This window comes from Streptomyces sp. NBC_00414, from assembly GCF_036038375.1.
GTDB lineage: Bacteria > Actinomycetota > Actinomycetes > Streptomycetales > Streptomycetaceae > Streptomyces.
Map to the genome: position 1 here is coordinate 4,068,051 of NZ_CP107935.1, position 13,666 is coordinate 4,081,716.

Genomic DNA, 13,666 nt, shown 5'->3' on the forward strand with positions numbered 1-13,666 from the left:
CAGAACCCCGGGTGGCGGTTGCCGCCCGGGGCCATGAATCTCCCAAGTGGTGTCAGCCGGTCGCTTCTTCCTCGTCCGAGGCGTCATCATCCTCGTCCAGGTCCCAATCCGGCGAATCGGGGTCGTAGTCGACGTGCTCGCTGCTCCACGAGGCCTGGGCGAGTTCGACCCCGGGCAGGTCCGCGACCAGGTCGAACGGGTCCACGAGGTACGCGAGCGCCTCGGCCGTGTTGTGCGTCACCGTGGTCTCGGCGTGGGCCCGCTCGTCGGCCGGGATCTCGGAATCCTCGGCCATGCTGCTCAGCGCCGCCTTGGTGAGGGCGCCCTCGTCGTCGACCTCGACGATCAATTCGACGTGCAACCGTACAAAACGTGATGTCTCAGGTGTGCTCATACGTGGGAGCGTACGGCTCATGGCCACCGTGACTTTCCTGTGACCCGCACCTTTCACTAACATCGCCCCACACGGCCAATTCGCCAGCGTCACAAGGGGATCGATATTCCGTGTCCGCACGTCGATCGTTGCTGACCGCCACCGCCGCGGGGACCCTCCTGGGTGCCCTGTGGTTCGTCCCGTCCGCCAACGCGACGGACGACAAGCCGGCGCAGCACAGAACACAGACGACGACCACGACGGTGGTCCGCACCGCGGCACACACCTCCACGGACACGTCCGGGGAGGCCGCCACAGAGGAAACCGGTACGACCGAGGACACGGCCACCGAGGAGACCCGGACCCGCCTGGCCGACACGGGAAGCTTCGACACGACCCCGTACGTGGCGGGCGGCACGCTGTTCCTGGCCCTGGGGGCCGGGTTCGTCGTCTACTCCGTCCGCAGAGAGCGCATGACGGAGTTCTGACACGGGGCGCCCGAGGGCGCCCCGTCAGGGACGCGGGGAACCGCGCGACCGGCCACGGCGAACCCGCAGCCGCCGCACGACGCTTCCCCCCGAGCGCCCGGTCGGAGCCTCAGGCGGACCTGCGCCCGCCACCCTGCTGCCCACCGCGCGTACGCCCCGCGGCGGCCCCACGTCCACGGGACGCGCCCCCGGCGCCGGACCCGGTGCGAGCAGCGCCGCCACCGGACCGCGTACCGGAGGACCGGGTACCGGCGGCAGCCGCCCCGCGGCCACCCCCGCCTCCGCCACCGCCACGCCGTGCACGGGACTTCCCCTGCGACGGCTGGGCGACCGTGGGCTCCGGCACGGGGATGACGACCGGGACCCCGGACGGCTCGCGCGCGCCGGTGATCCGTACGAGTTCCTCGTCGCTGGACCTGACGCGGGCCGTGTGCGGGCTGATCCCCGCGTTGGCCATCAGCTGGGTCATGTCCCGCTTCTGCTCCGGCAGGACCAGCGTGACGACGCTGCCGGACTCTCCCGCCCGGGCCGTACGGCCGCCGCGGTGCAGGTAGTCCTTGTGGTCGGTCGGCGGGTCGACGTTCACGACGAGGTCGAGGTCGTCGACGTGGATCCCGCGCGCCGCCACGTTGGTCGCGACGAGTGCGGTCACCAGACCGGTCTTGAACTGGTCGAGCGTGCGGGTGCGCTGCGGCTGGGAACGCCCGCCGTGCAGCGCGGAGGCCCGTACGCCGCTCGCGAGCAGCCGCTTGGTGAAGCGGTCCGCCGAGCGCTTGGTGTCGACGAAGAGGAGCACGCGCCCGTCACGGGCGGCGATCCGCATCGCGACGGCCTTCTTGTCCGTCTCGTCGGCGACGTGCAGCACGTGGTGCTCCATCGTCGTCACCGCGCCGGCCGAGGGGTCGACGGAGTGCACGACGGGGTCCGTGAGGTACATCCGCACGAGCTTGTCGATGTTCTTGTCCAGCGTCGCCGAGAACAGCATGCGCTGGCCGTCCGGCTCGACCTGGTTGAGGAGCGCCGTCACCTGGGGCATGAACCCCATGTCGGCCATCTGGTCGGCCTCGTCGAGGACGGTGATGCTCACCTGCGCGAGGGTGCAGTCGCCCCGGTCTATCAGGTCCTTGAGACGTCCCGGCGTGGCGACGAGCACCTCGGCACCGCGCCGCAGCAGAGCGGACTGCTTACCGATGGAGAGCCCGCCGACGACCGTCGCGAGCCTCAGGTTCACGGCCGTGGCGTACGGCGTGAGTGCGTCGGTGACCTGCTGCGCGAGTTCACGCGTGGGCACCAGGACGAGCGCGAGCGGCGCCTTGGGCTCGGCGCGCCGGCCGGCCGTGCGGGCGAGCAGCGCGAGGCCGAAGGCGAGGGTCTTGCCCGAGCCGGTGCGGCCCCGGCCGAGGATGTCGCGTCCGGCGAGGGAGTTGGGCAGCGTCGCGCCCTGGATCGGGAAGGGGTCGGTGACACCCTGGGCGCTGAGCGTCTTGCCGAGCGCGGCCGGCATGTCCAGCGCGTCGAAGGACTCGACGGAGGGCAGTGCGGGCGTGAGCGTCTGCGGCAGGGTGAACTCGCGCGGCGGGGCGACCTGCGCGATCGGCTTCTTGCGTACGTTTCTGCCGCCGCCGTTCGCGGTGGCCGCCTGGCCTCCGCCACGTGTGCCACGAGAGCCGCGAGAACCCCGGGAATTCGCCGGTCGCCCGCCGGTGGGTCGTTCAGGACGTTCGGATCGAGTCATGCTGGATCTGGAATTCCTTCCTGGGCCGCACGGTTTCCCGTGCTTTCACGGTTTCCCGTGCTCTGGGACACACGGACAGCACAAGCCGGGGCCCGCACCCGAAGGTGCGGACCCCGGCTCGCGTGATGCGCGTCCCGGAATTAGGCGGGAACGATGTTCTCCGCCTGCGGGCCCTTCTGGCCCTGCGTGACGTCGAAGGAGACCTTCTGGCCCTCCTGCAGCTCACGGAAGCCAGAGGTGGCGATGTTGGAGTAGTGGGCGAAGACGTCGGCGCCGCCGCCGTCCTGCTCGATGAAGCCGAAGCCCTTTTCGCTGTTGAACCACTTCACGGTGCCAGTAGCCATGTCATTTCTCCTTGGATAGGTGTGGCTCCCATCCGGAAATGACCGGAAAAACAAAACGCGCCTGAGAGAGAATCCTTTCAGGCGCACAAGTTAATGGGTACCAAAAACGTTTCGCTATGAACCCTAGCACACGAAGCGGCGGGGCTGTCGTGGCCGACACGGCACACGCCTGCCCCGCCCGCTCGGACCGGATTTCCGCCGTCCGCCGGACCCTCAGGCCAGCGGGCCCGTCACCGGTTCGACCGCCGCGACCAGGTGGCCGCCACGCACGAAGGCGTCCGCCGCGGCCAGGTCCGGGGCAAGGAAACGATCCGGCCCGGGGCCCGCCACTCCGGCGGCCCGGACGGCCGTGACGGCGGCCCGCGAGGCCGGCGCCGGGGTGAGTCCGGCACGCAGCTCCACGGCGCGTGTGGCGGCGTACAGCTCGATGGCGATGATCCGGGTCAGGTTGTCGACGGCCGTGCGGAGCTTGCGGGCGGCCGACCAGCCCATCGAGACGTGGTCCTCCTGCATCGCGGAGGACGGGATGGAGTCCGCGGAGGCCGGTACGGCGAGCCGCTTCATCTCGCTGACCAGGGCGGCCTGCGTGTACTGGGCGATCATCAGGCCGGAGTCGACGCCCGCGTCGTCCGCGAGGAAGGGCGGCAGGCCGTGCGAGCGGTTCTTGTCGAGGAGCCGGTCCGTGCGGCGCTCGGCGATGGAGCCGAGGTCGGCCGCGGCGATGGCGAGGAAGTCCAGCACGTACGCGACGGGCGCCCCGTGGAAGTTGCCGTTCGACTCGACGCGTCCGTCGGGCAGGACGACCGGGTTGTCGACGGCGGAGGCCAGTTCGCGCTCGGCGACCAGCCGGGCATGGCTCATGGTGTCGCGTCCGGCGCCGGCCACCTGCGGGGCACAGCGCACCGAGTACGCGTCCTGCACCCTCGGCGCGTCGTCCTGGTGATGGCCGGTCAGCTCCGAACCCTTCAGCACGGCCAGCATGTTGGCGGCGCTGACGCTCTGGCCGGGGTGCGGCCGGATGGCGTGCAGTTCGGGCGCGAGGACCTTGTCGGTCCCGAGGAGCGCCTCCAGGCTGAGGGCGGCGGTGATGTCGGCGGACTTGTAGAGGTTGTCGAGGTCGGCGAGGGCCATGATCAGCATGCCGAGCATGCCGTCGGTGCCGTTGAGGAGGGCCAGGCCCTCCTTCTCGCGCAGCTCGACGGGCTCGATGCCGTGCTCGGCGAGCAGTTCACCGGCCGGGCGGACCTCGCCGTCCGGGCCCTCGGCGTCCCCCTCGCCCATCAACGTCAGGGCGCAGTGGGAGAGCGGCGCGAGGTCGCCGGAGCAGCCGAGCGAGCCGAACTCGTGGACGACCGGGGTGATTCCGGCGTTGAGGATGTCGGCCATGGTCTGCGCGACGGACGGGCGTACGCCGGTGCGGCCGGAGCAGACGGTCTTGAGCCGCAGGAACATCAGGGCCCTCACGACCTCGCGTTCGACGCGCGGCCCCATCCCGGCGGCGTGCGAGCGCACGATGTTGCGCTGCAACTGGGCCCGCAGCTCCGGGCTGATGTGCCGGGACGCGAGGGCTCCGAAGCCGGTGGAGACCCCGTACACCGGCTCCGGCTTGGCCGCCAGCGCCTCCACGATCTCGCGGGCCGCGGCGAGCGCCGCCACCGCCTCGCCGGAAAGCTCGACCCGGGCGCCGCCGCGCGCCACGGCCAGCACGTCGGACGCGGTGACCCCGCTCGTCCCCACCACCACAGAGTGCATATCCATATTCAGGAGCGTACGCAGTGAATGCGATGGTGTCACTAGTGGGTACGGGGTTGGGTCCTTACATCTCGGTCACACCGAGGCCTCCCGCCCGGTCTACCGGCGACCGCGGAACCTCCGGCGTTCGGCCGCCGCGGGCGGGGGCGCGTCGGCGAGGCGTACGACGGGGTCGTCGGGGCCCTCACGGCCGGCGACCACGGGCTTCGTGGCGCGTACGGCCTTGGCGCGGTACTGGGCCGCGTCGGCGAGGCGGAACAGGCGGCGGGCCGAGCGGACGGGCCCGAGCGGATCCCCGGTCGAGGCGATCCCGCAGGCGACCCCCTCGCCCAGCTCCAGCTCACCGGCGCGGCGGCACAGCTCGTCGGCGACACGGACCACCTCGTCGGCGGCGGGGCCCACCGCGAGCAGACAGAACTCGTCGCCGCCGAGGCGGGCCGCGAGCGTGCCGGGGAGCATCGCGCCGCACAGGGACAGCACCGACCCGAAGCGCTCCAGGAGCCGGTCACCGACCGCGTGCCCCCGGGTGTCGTTGACCCGCTTGAGCCCGTTCAGATCACACACCACAAGGCTCACGACCACGCCCCGGGCGCGGTGGCACTCGATGGCCTCGTCCAGCCGCATGTCCACGGCCCGGCGGTTGGCGAGACCGGTGAGCGCGTCGGTGAAGGCGAGCCGCCGCGCCTCCTCCAGCCGTTCGGTCTGCGCGATCCCGGCGGCGACCACGGAGGCGAGGACGGTCGCGAAGTCGGCGTCGGCACGGTCGAAGACGAGCGCGCCGGCCGGCCGGGCGACATACAACTCGCCCCAGGCGCGCCCGTGCAGCACGATCGGCGCGACGACGCAGCACCCGCGCCCGCGCCGCCTGAGCGCGGCGACTCTCTGATGGCAGTACTCGGCGCGCCCCGCGGCCGGGCCGTCCGCCGTCTCGACCCAGGCGTTGGGCTCGCCGCCGCCCACCCAGCGCTCGTGCAGGAACTCGGTGATCTCGGGGAACTGATGCACGGGGTACGCCTCCCGCTCCGGGAACTCCTCCTCGTCCGGGGCCCGCTCCCCGGTGTTCACCAGGACACGCAGCCGCCCCAGCTGCCGTTCCCACACGGACAGCGCGGCGAAGCTTCCGCCCAGCGCCCGGCGGGCCCCGTCCGCCGCCGCGCGCCACGACTCCCGCGGGGCCTGCGCGGCGGCCATGCCCTGCGCCAGCGCCACCACGGCCCTCAGTCGCACATCGTCACCACCCATTACCCTAGGTTAGGTAGGTTTGCCCGACTTTGAGATGTTGACGCGGCGAACAGGGGTTTCCCCGCGGGCGGCCGACTGGAATGATCGGCCCCGGAAGTTAACCCACGTTAACCGGGAGGGCGACATGACGGAGCAGGCCGACCACGCCGACCAGGACTCGACACGACGGTTCGGGGAGTACGTGGCCGTGCGGCGCCACGCCTCGTACGTCGCGGAGCTCTCCCTGGACCGGCCCAAGGCCATGAACGCCGTGTCCTCCGAGATGGCCCGCTCCATCGCCGCGGCCTGCGAGGCGCTGGCCGCCGACCGGGACGTACGCGCGGTGGTGCTGACCTCGACCCACGAGCGGGCCTTCTGCGTCGGCGCCGACCTCAAGGAGCGCAACTCCCTCACGGACGCCGAGCTGGTCCGTCAGCGGCCGGTCGCGCGGGCCGCGTACACCGGGGTGCTGGAGCTCCCGATGCCCACCGTGGCCGCCGTGCACGGCTTCGCCCTGGGCGGCGGCTTCGAACTGGCCCTGGCCTGCGACCTGATCGTGGCGGACGGCACGGCCGTGGTGGGCCTGCCCGAGGTGTCGGTCGGCGTCATCCCGGGCGGCGGCGGTACGCAGCTGCTGCCGCGCCGGGTGGGTGCGGCGCGGGCCGCCGAGCTGATCTTCTCGGCGCGGCGGGTGGAGGCCGGGGAGGCGCGTCGGCTGGGGCTGATCGACAGTCTGGTCGGGGACGGGGAGGATCGGGCGGAGGCGTTGGCGCTGGCCGCGCGTATTGCCGGGAACTCGCCTGTGGGGCTTCGGGCCGCCAAGCGGGCGTTGCGGTTGGGGCACGGTCTTGACCTCCGTGCGGGTCTTGAGATCGAGGACGCCGCGTGGCGGTCGGTCGCGTTCTCCGGGGACCGGGCGGAGGGGGTGGCGGCCTTCAACGAGAAGCGACGCCCGGAGTGGCCCGGGGAGTAGTTTCCTCGCCCCCGCCGCCCCTACCCGTCCCGTCACTGCATGGGGGCTGCGCCCCCTCGCCCCCGCAATCGCGCTGACGCGCTCGTCCTCAAACGCCGGACGGGCTGAAGATGTCGCCGGTCCGGCTGCATCTCAGCCCGTCCGGCGTTTGAGGACCGGGGGTTCGGGGGCAGCGCCCCCGAGGCAGTGGACGGGAACGGGTAGGGGCGGCGGGGGCGAAACAAACCCCCGGCACCCCACAACTCCCCGTTCGGGTGACGTGACGCCACACACCCCCCGAACCCCCCGCACACGTGCATAACCTGCGCACCCGGGGGAGGGATCCACATGACGAACACGGCGACCCAGACGAGGACCGAGACGGAATCGGAATCGGAATCGGCGGCAACGCCGACCCCCCGCGGCCGCCACCGCAAACCCCGCCCCCACCGCACCCTCCTCGCAGTCGGCGGCCTCGCCCTGGCCGCCGGCGCGCTGAGCATGCTGCGGCTGGCCGTCCCGGACCCGTCGACCGGAGGCGAGCGGGTGGAGGCCACGGACCTCGACCCCAGCGGCTCCGGCGCCGCGGAGAACCCGGCGCAGGACGACACGGGACCGGAGACGGGCGCGGCAGGACCGACGAACGCGTCCCCCTCCCCCACGACGGCCACCGGAACACCCCGCACGACACCCACACCGACAGCGACATCGACGCCGGTATCGCCCCCGGCGCGGACGAACCCGACGGCAGGGGCGGCGGCAGGGGCGGGAAGGACAACAGGCCCGGCAGCCGCCCATCCCCCACCCACACGCACCCGCCCCGTCCAGGGCTCCCGCCCCGGCGGCACCGCTGCCGTACCTCCCCCGGAAGCCGCGGCACGGCAGCCCGCGCCCCGGCCACCCACCGCCACCGAACCCCCGGCACCGGTGGTCCCGCCCCAGGGCTCCTCGCCGGGCGGCGGCATCTGCGTACCGATCGTGGGGCTGTGCGTCGACAACAGCGCCCCGTAGGAGGCGGGCCCTACTCCCGGCGGCTCATCAGCCAGGGCTCGACCACGCCCAGGCCACGCACGGCCCGCTGCCACATGGGCTGGATCCCGAAGCGGTACGCGGGCGGCTCCTCGCCCTCCTTCTCCGCGGCGACGGCCTCCTCGACGGCCACGGCCTCGGAGGCGGGCGCGTCGCCCGTGCGGATGAGCTCCTCCGCGAAGGCTCCGTCGACCAGGACCGCGTCCTTGGGAGCTATCGACGTGAGCCGCGACGCGAGGTTCACGGTCGTACCGAACACATCGCCCATGCGTGTGGTGACCGTGCCGAAGGCGATGCCCACCCGCAGCTCCGGCATCGTCTCGTCGTTGGCCATCGTCTCGATCAGGCGGAGCGCGATCTCGGCGGCGACACCCGCGTCGTCGGCCGCGTACAGCACCTCGTCGCCCAGGGTCTTGATGAGCCGTCCCCCGTGGGCGGCGACCAGGTCGGCGGCGGTGGTCTCGAAGGCCTCGACGAGTTCGCCGAGTTCCTCCTCCTCCATGCGCCGGGTCAGGCGCGTGAAGCCGACGAGGTCGGCGAAGCCCACGGCGAGGCGCCGGTCCACCATCTCGTCGTCGTCCGCGGCCTGCACCACCCGGCCGGTCGCGGCGGCGAGCTGGCGCCGCCACACGTAGATCAGGAACTCCTCCAGCTCGGGCAGCAGCAGCTCGATGAGGGGGTAGGTGACCTCGGTGCGCGTCATGCCCGGCTCGGGAGGCTCGGTGAGGCCCTCCAGGAACGAGTCGATCTGCCACTCGGCCAGCCGGGCGGTGGTCTGCCCGGTGGAACGGGCCACCTGGACCGCCATCGCCTCGCTGAGCAGCCCGGCCTCGACGAGACCGGCCAGCCGTCGCAGGGCCAGCACGTCCGCCTCGGTGAGCGCCTTGGCCTGGCCGATGTCGGCGAAGCCCATGGCCCGCCAGAAACGGGAGGCCAGCTCCATGGAGACGCCCGCGCTGCGGGCCGCCTGGAAGGGGGTGTAGCGCCGCTCGGCGCCGAGGATGAGCTGTTCGAGCCGGAGCGCCAGCGGGTCCTCGTCGGACTCGGCGACGGGCTGGTCGGTGCGGCTGTCCTGCACGCCTGACCGGCCGTTCTGCACGTCCGTCCGGCCGTCCTGCGCGTCCACTGGGTCCTGTTCCTCTTCCTCCACGCGCGCGTGGAGCTCGGCGCGGCCGACCCGCGCGGCCGCCGTGTCGGCGACAGACCCGGCGGTACGCCCCGGCTCACCGTCGGCGGCGGGGCCACCCGTGTCCGAACCGCTGTCGTCGACCGTCACGCCTGCTGCCCTTCCGATCTGCCGCGGTCAGGTATCGACCGGCCTCAACTCTACGGCAGGTGTGCTGTGGCTCACTCCCGACTGCCGGGGCCGGACGGCCCGTGACCCACTCCGTCCACGTACGTCCGGCGGCCCACTCCCTGTCGTACGGCCCGGGTACGTCCCTTGCTCATCACCGGCACGAACGGGCGCGGATCACACGGAACACCCCGCGTACCCCGCTGGCCCCGTCAGCCACCTCTATCCCTTGCGTGTCTTCCATCCCTTCCGCCACTCTCGCCCCTTCTGTCACCCCTGGCACTTCTGTTTCACTCGTTCCCCGGGGATCCGGCCGGGCGCAGGTGCACGATGTCCCCGGCTCCCACCGGCTGCTGCACCCCTTCCGCGGTGGCCAGCACCAGCCGTCCGTCGCCGTCGACGGCGACCGCCTCCCCGGTGATCGACCTGTCCCCGGGCAGTTCGGCCCGCACCTCCCGTCCGAGCGTCGCGCAGCCGGCGGCGTAGGTGTCCTGAAGGCCGGAGGCGGCTGGGTCGCCCGCCACACTCCGCCACTTCTCGAACCACTGTTCGAGCGAGCGGAGGACGGTCCGCAGGATCGTGTCCCGGTCGGTGGTCGTCGCCCCCGCGAGGGCGAGCGATCCGGCGCCCGGCACGGGCAGCTCGTCCGCGCGGAGCGTGACGTTGATGCCGATGCCGACGACGACCGCGTCGGTCCCGGCGCGCTCGGCGAGGATGCCGCCGACCTTGCGCTCCTCGCCCTCCACCGTCACCAGCAGGTCGTTGGGCCACTTCAGGGCCGTGTCCACACCGGCCGACCGCGAGAGCCCCGTCGCCATCGCGACCCCGGTGAGCAGCGGCAGCCAGCCCCAGCGCTCGACGGGGACCCCGGTGGGCTTCAGCAGGACGGAGAAGAAGAGGCCCGAGCGGGCGGGCGCCGTCCACTGCCGGTCGAGGCGCCCCCGCCCGGCGTTCTGCTCCTCGGCGACCAGGACCGTGCCCTCCTCCGCCTTGCCGTCCGCGGCGAGGGCGACGAGGTCGGAGTTGGTGGAGCCGGTACGGGCCACCACCTGGACGTCGGACCAGAGCCCTGCGCGCCCCCCGTCGCGCACCAGCGCGCGGCGCAGCGCCACGGCGTTGAGCGGCGGACGGTCCAGGTCGGACCACCGATTGCTGTTCGCGTCTGAATCATCTCGCGGCGTCATGCAACCCACCCTAGGTGTGGTAAACGCCGCACTGCCGAACGGTAGGCACGCCACTACGCTACGGATGAGTAGCCAATCCCCCATCTGAGCCCAACCCCCTTCTGAGCACCTCACCCTCACGTCCCCACTGAGCAGGCAGGGAGCCGCATCCCGATGTCCGAGCCGGAACAGCAGCACGAGATCGACATCCACACCACCGCGGGCAAGCTCGCGGATCTGCGGCGCCGCATCGACGAGGCGACGCACGCCGGCTCGGCGCGTGCCGTCGAAAAGCAGCACGCCAAGGGCAAGTTGACGGCTCGTGAGCGGATCGATCTGCTGCTGGACGAGACGTCGTTCGTCGAGTTCGACGAGTTCGCGCAGCACCGCTCGACGGACTTCGGCCTGGAGAACAACCGCCCGTACGGGGACGGGGTCGTGACCGGTTACGGCACGATCGACGGCCGCCCGGTCGCCGTGTTCTCCCAGGACTTCACGGTCTTCGGCGGCGCGCTCGGCGAGGTCTTCGGCCAGAAGATCATGAAGGTGATGGACTTCGCGCTGAAGACCGGCTGTCCGGTCATCGGCATCAACGACTCGGGCGGCGCCCGCATCCAGGAGGGCGTCGCGGCGCTCGGCATGTACGGCGAGATCTTCCGCCGCAACACCCACGCCTCGGGCGTGATCCCGCAGATCAGTCTGGTCGTCGGCCCGTGCGCGGGCGGCGCGGTCTACTCCCCCGCGATCACCGACTTCACGGTGATGGTCGACCAGACCTCGCACATGTTCATCACCGGGCCCGACGTCATCAAGACGGTCACCGGCGAGGACGTCGGCTTCGAGGAACTGGGCGGCGCGCGCACCCACAACGCGGTCTCCGGCGTGGCCCATCACATGGCGGGCGACGAGAAGGACGCGATCGAGTACGTCAAGTCGCTGCTCTCCTACCTTCCGTCGAACAACCTCAGCGAGCCGCCCGCCTTCCCCGAGGAGGCGGACCTGACGACGACGGACGAGGACCGCGAGCTCGACACACTGATCCCGGACAGCGCGAACCAGCCGTACGACATGCACACGGTGATCGAACACGTCCTGGACGACGCCGAGTTCTTCGAGACGCAGCCGCTGTTCGCGCCGAACATCCTCACCGGCTTCGGCCGGGTGGAGGGGCACCCGGTGGGCATCGTCGCCAACCAGCCGATGCAGTTCGCGGGCTGCCTGGACATCGACGCGAGCGAGAAGGCGGCCCGCTTCGTGCGCACCTGCGACGCCTTCAACGTCCCGGTCCTCACCTTCGTGGACGTGCCGGGCTTCCTCCCGGGCGTCGACCAGGAGCACACGGGCATCATCCGCCGCGGCGCCAAGCTGATCTACGCGTACGCGGAAGCCACCGTCCCCCTCATCACGGTGATCACCCGCAAGGCCTTCGGCGGCGCCTACGACGTCATGGGCTCCAAGCACCTGGGCGCGGACCTCAACCTCGCCTGGCCGACCGCCCAGATCGCCGTCATGGGCGCGCAGGGCGCGGTGAACATCCTGCACCGGCGTGCCATCGCGGCGACCCCGGAGAGCGAGCAGGAGGCCACCAGCGCCCGGCTGATCCGGGAGTACGAGGACGCGCTCCTCAACCCCTACACGGCGGCCGAACGCGGCTACATCGACGGCGTGATCCTGCCCTCCGACACCCGCTCCCACGTCGTACGCGGCCTGCGGTCGCTGCGGTCCAAGCGGGAGTCCCTGCCGCCGAAGAAGCACGGCAACATCCCCCTCTAGTCCGGAACACCCCCTCTAGTCCGGCTGGGAGCCGTCATGAACATCAAGGTCGTACGGGGCAACCCGACCCCCGAGGAGCTGGCCGCCGCACTGGCGGTGGTCAGGGCCCGCGCCGCGGCGGCGGCCACGGCCCCGCCCGGCGCGGCGCAGGAAAGGGACGCGTGGTCCGACCCGTCCCGGGTCGCCCGGAACCGCCTGCCGATCCCGGGCCCACAGGCCTGGGCCCACACCTTCTGGCCCCGATAGGGGCAGCCCGGTAGGCGCGGGGCTGTGACATTCTGCGGCTCCGCCGCGGGGCGCGCCCGGCCCCCACCGGCCCGCGGTCAGAGAACCGAGCTGACGACTTCGGCCATCACCTGATACCCCGCGTCATTCGGGTGCAGGTGATCGCCGAAGTCGTACGCCCCGCACAGCACATCGGCCCCACCGGCCGCGCCCAGCGCCCGGTGCAGGTCGGCCACCCCGTCGTACTCCCCCGAGCGACGAATCCACTCGTTCAACTCGTGACTCACCTTCGCCGCCCGCTCCCCCCAGTGGTCGGACCCCCCGAAGGGCAGAAGCGTCGCCCCCACGACCCGCACCCCCCGGGACCGCGCCTGCCGTATCAACTCCCGGTGCCCCGCGACGAGCTCCCCCGCCTCGACACGCGGCGCGGGCCGATACGTGGGCTCCGACGGTGCCTCGCTGAACCCGATGTCGTTGAGCCCGAGCAACACGACGAGGGTGCCGACGCCGGCCCTGCCGAGCACGTCCCGCTCCAGCCGGTGGACGCCCTTCTCCCCGTACCAGGCCGAGTCGTTGAGCAGCAGGTTCCCGCCGATGCCCGCGTTGAGCACGGGCCGCCCGGTGCGCGCGGCGAGGGCGTCGGACCATCTGCGGTTCGCGCCCGGCGTGGACCCGAACCCGTCGGTGATCGAGTCCCCGAAGAGCGCCACGCCGTCGGTGCGCCCGGCGGAGAGATCGCCTGCGCCGACATCGACGCCGGACAGGAAGTACCAGGACTCGGTGGTCTCGTCGAAGCCCGCGCCCCCGGTGTCGTCCAGCAGGTCGCCCGCGCCCCGGTAGCTGGTCGCGAAGGCCTGCGCGTGGAAGGTGGCGGGTCCGGTGACGGCGTCGAGGTGCAGGGTGACGGTCACCGATTCCCCCGCTTCCACGGCGAGTTCGGCCGCGTCCCCGACGGTCTCCGCGCGCGCCGGGATCTCGGCGGACGCGGACCCGCCGAAGGTGAGCCGCACCGGTTCGGACCGTACGGCGGCACCGAGGTCCGCGCGGGCGAGGCTCGCGCCCGCGATCCGCAGCGGGGAGGTCCCGTACACGTTCGAGAGGCGGATCCGGACGCGGTCGCCGCCCGCGGTGAGGCGGACGACCTGACGCAGCGACTGGCGCCAGAAGCCCTCCTGCGACCAGTTGGGGGTGAAGCCGGTGCTGGGCGACTGCGGAGAGGCGGTCCAGGCGGTGGTGAACACAGCGATTCCCTCCTAATGGGATCCTAGTCCCTTTAGTGATGGAGGCAACGGTAGCAGCGATCGACCCACTAATGGA

At 72.1% G+C, this 13,666-nt stretch carries 13 protein-coding genes; 5 read left to right on the plus strand and 8 right to left on the minus strand.

The genetic code is table 11. The annotated features are described in order from the left end of the window. Nucleotides 1-52: 52 nt before the first annotated feature. Nucleotides 53-394: a hypothetical protein gene (locus OHS59_RS17430; RefSeq protein WP_328494320.1), complete on the minus strand. Its 342-nt coding sequence runs from the start codon at nt 392-394 to the stop codon at nt 53-55. A gap of 110 nt (nt 395-504) precedes the next feature. Here OHS59_RS17430 and OHS59_RS17435 point away from each other — a divergent pair, with 110 nt between their 5' ends. Beyond that, nucleotides 505-861: an LAETG motif-containing sortase-dependent surface protein gene (locus tag OHS59_RS17435; protein ID WP_328494321.1), complete on the plus strand. Its 357-nt coding sequence runs from the start codon at nt 505-507 to the stop codon at nt 859-861. 109 nt (nt 862-970) lie between these two features. On the opposite strand, the gene OHS59_RS17440 is transcribed toward OHS59_RS17435, so the two are convergent. The 4 genes from OHS59_RS17440 to OHS59_RS17455 form a co-directional block, all read right to left on the minus strand. Continuing rightward, nucleotides 971-2,596, minus strand: coding sequence for a DEAD/DEAH box helicase (locus OHS59_RS17440; protein ID WP_328494322.1), 1,626 nt, complete (start codon nt 2,594-2,596; stop codon nt 971-973). Nucleotides 2,597-2,736: 140 nt separating this feature from the next. Continuing rightward, nucleotides 2,737-2,940: a cold-shock protein gene (locus tag OHS59_RS17445; RefSeq protein ID WP_003969786.1), complete on the minus strand. Its 204-nt coding sequence runs from the start codon at nt 2,938-2,940 to the stop codon at nt 2,737-2,739. Between the two features lie 213 nt (nt 2,941-3,153). After that, nucleotides 3,154-4,692 (minus strand): histidine ammonia-lyase, encoded by a 1,539-nt coding sequence (hutH, locus tag OHS59_RS17450; RefSeq protein WP_328499246.1) that lies wholly within the window; start codon nt 4,690-4,692, stop codon nt 3,154-3,156. Nucleotides 4,693-4,791: 99 nt separating this feature from the next. Then, on the minus strand, nt 4,792-5,934 hold the full coding sequence (locus tag OHS59_RS17455) for a GGDEF domain-containing protein (RefSeq protein WP_328494323.1): 1,143 nt from the start codon (nt 5,932-5,934) through the stop codon (nt 4,792-4,794). Between the two features lie 124 nt (nt 5,935-6,058). On the opposite strand from OHS59_RS17455, the gene OHS59_RS17460 reads away from it, so the two are divergent. Both OHS59_RS17460 and OHS59_RS17465 read left to right on the plus strand, forming a co-directional pair. Next, on the plus strand, nt 6,059-6,886 hold the full coding sequence (locus tag OHS59_RS17460; protein WP_328494324.1) for an enoyl-CoA hydratase/isomerase family protein: 828 nt from the start codon (nt 6,059-6,061) through the stop codon (nt 6,884-6,886). Between the two features lie 327 nt (nt 6,887-7,213). Beyond that, nucleotides 7,214-7,876 carry a hypothetical protein gene (locus tag OHS59_RS17465; protein WP_328494325.1) on the plus strand — a complete coding sequence of 221 codons (663 nt, stop codon included), beginning with the start codon at nt 7,214-7,216 and terminating at the stop codon, nt 7,874-7,876. A 10-nt stretch (nt 7,877-7,886) separates the two neighbouring features. Here the strand turns inward: OHS59_RS17465 and OHS59_RS17470 are convergent, their stop codons facing one another. Both OHS59_RS17470 and OHS59_RS17475 read right to left on the minus strand, forming a co-directional pair. Then, nucleotides 7,887-8,972 (minus strand): adenylate/guanylate cyclase domain-containing protein, encoded by a 1,086-nt coding sequence (locus tag OHS59_RS17470; protein WP_328499247.1) that lies wholly within the window; start codon nt 8,970-8,972, stop codon nt 7,887-7,889. Nucleotides 8,973-9,478: 506 nt separating this feature from the next. Further along, nucleotides 9,479-10,372 (minus strand): biotin--[acetyl-CoA-carboxylase] ligase, encoded by an 894-nt coding sequence (locus tag OHS59_RS17475; protein ID WP_328494326.1) that lies wholly within the window; start codon nt 10,370-10,372, stop codon nt 9,479-9,481. A 153-nt stretch (nt 10,373-10,525) separates the two neighbouring features. Between OHS59_RS17475 and OHS59_RS17480 the strand changes: the two genes are divergently transcribed. Further along, entirely contained in the window at nt 10,526-12,124 is a 1,599-nt protein-coding gene (locus tag OHS59_RS17480; protein ID WP_328494327.1) for an acyl-CoA carboxylase subunit beta, read from the plus strand. Between the two features lie 36 nt (nt 12,125-12,160). Then, entirely contained in the window at nt 12,161-12,370 is a 210-nt protein-coding gene (locus OHS59_RS17485; protein WP_328494328.1) for an acyl-CoA carboxylase epsilon subunit, read from the plus strand. Nucleotides 12,371-12,447: 77 nt separating this feature from the next. Here OHS59_RS17485 and OHS59_RS17490 read toward each other — a convergent pair whose 3' ends face one another. Continuing rightward, on the minus strand, nt 12,448-13,590 hold the full coding sequence (locus OHS59_RS17490) for an SGNH/GDSL hydrolase family protein (protein WP_328494329.1): 1,143 nt from the start codon (nt 13,588-13,590) through the stop codon (nt 12,448-12,450). Nucleotides 13,591-13,666: the final 76 nt, after the last annotated feature.

Bases quoted from the DNA above. Each gene is read 5' to 3' on its own strand.
- OHS59_RS17430 (WP_328494320.1), bottom strand. From the start codon at position 394: ATGAGCACACCTGAGACATCACGTTTTGTACGGTTGCACGTCGAATTG.
- OHS59_RS17440 (WP_328494322.1), bottom strand. From the start codon at position 2,596: ATGACTCGATCCGAACGTCCTGAACGACCCACCGGCGGGCGACCGGCG.
- OHS59_RS17445 (WP_003969786.1), bottom strand. From the start codon at position 2,940: ATGGCTACTGGCACCGTGAAGTGGTTCAACAGCGAAAAGGGCTTCGGC.
- hutH (WP_328499246.1), bottom strand. From the start codon at position 4,692: ATGCACTCTGTGGTGGTGGGGACGAGCGGGGTCACCGCGTCCGACGTG.
- OHS59_RS17455 (WP_328494323.1), bottom strand. From the start codon at position 5,934: ATGGGTGGTGACGATGTGCGACTGAGGGCCGTGGTGGCGCTGGCGCAG.
- OHS59_RS17460 (WP_328494324.1), top strand. From the start codon at position 6,059: ATGACGGAGCAGGCCGACCACGCCGACCAGGACTCGACACGACGGTTC.
- OHS59_RS17465 (WP_328494325.1), top strand. From the start codon at position 7,214: ATGACGAACACGGCGACCCAGACGAGGACCGAGACGGAATCGGAATCG.
- OHS59_RS17475 (WP_328494326.1), bottom strand. From the start codon at position 10,372: ATGACGCCGCGAGATGATTCAGACGCGAACAGCAATCGGTGGTCCGAC.
- OHS59_RS17480 (WP_328494327.1), top strand. From the start codon at position 10,526: ATGTCCGAGCCGGAACAGCAGCACGAGATCGACATCCACACCACCGCG.
- OHS59_RS17485 (WP_328494328.1), top strand. From the start codon at position 12,161: ATGAACATCAAGGTCGTACGGGGCAACCCGACCCCCGAGGAGCTGGCC.